Raw genomic sequence first — 417 nt, 5'->3', positions numbered from 1 at the left:
TAAGGTAGCGAAATTCCTTGTCGGGTAAGTTCCGACCTGCACGAATGGCGTAACGACTTCCCCACTGTCTCCAGGACATGCTCAGCGAAATTGAATTCTCCGTGAAGATGCGGAGTACCCGCGGTTAGACGGAAAGACCCCGTGCACCTTTACTGCAGCTTCAGAGTGGCATTAGGAAAGAACTGTGTAGCATAGGTGGGAGGCTTTGAAGCGTCGGCGCCAGCTGACGTGGAGCCATAGGTGAAATACCACCCTGTTGTTTTCTGATGTCTAACCTGCGCCCATGAAACTGGGCGAGGGACCCTCTGTGGCGGGTAGTTTGACTGGGGCGGTCGCCTCCTAAAGAGTAACGGAGGCGCGCGAAGGTTGGCTCAGGACGGTTGGAAACCGTCTGTTAGAGTGCAATGGCATAAGCCA

General features: G+C 54.7%; 1 rRNA gene (only partly in view). It reads left to right on the top strand.

Annotated elements, in window-relative coordinates:
- Window positions 1–417, top strand: a 23S ribosomal RNA gene (locus ASG05_RS05415) (its annotated part extends past both window edges: 992 nt to the left, 519 nt to the right); the annotation flags it as partial.

The organism is Frigoribacterium sp. Leaf186 (assembly GCF_001423905.1).
Lineage (GTDB): Bacteria > Actinomycetota > Actinomycetes > Actinomycetales > Microbacteriaceae > Frigoribacterium.
This window is presented reverse-complemented; position numbering and strand designations above follow the sequence as displayed.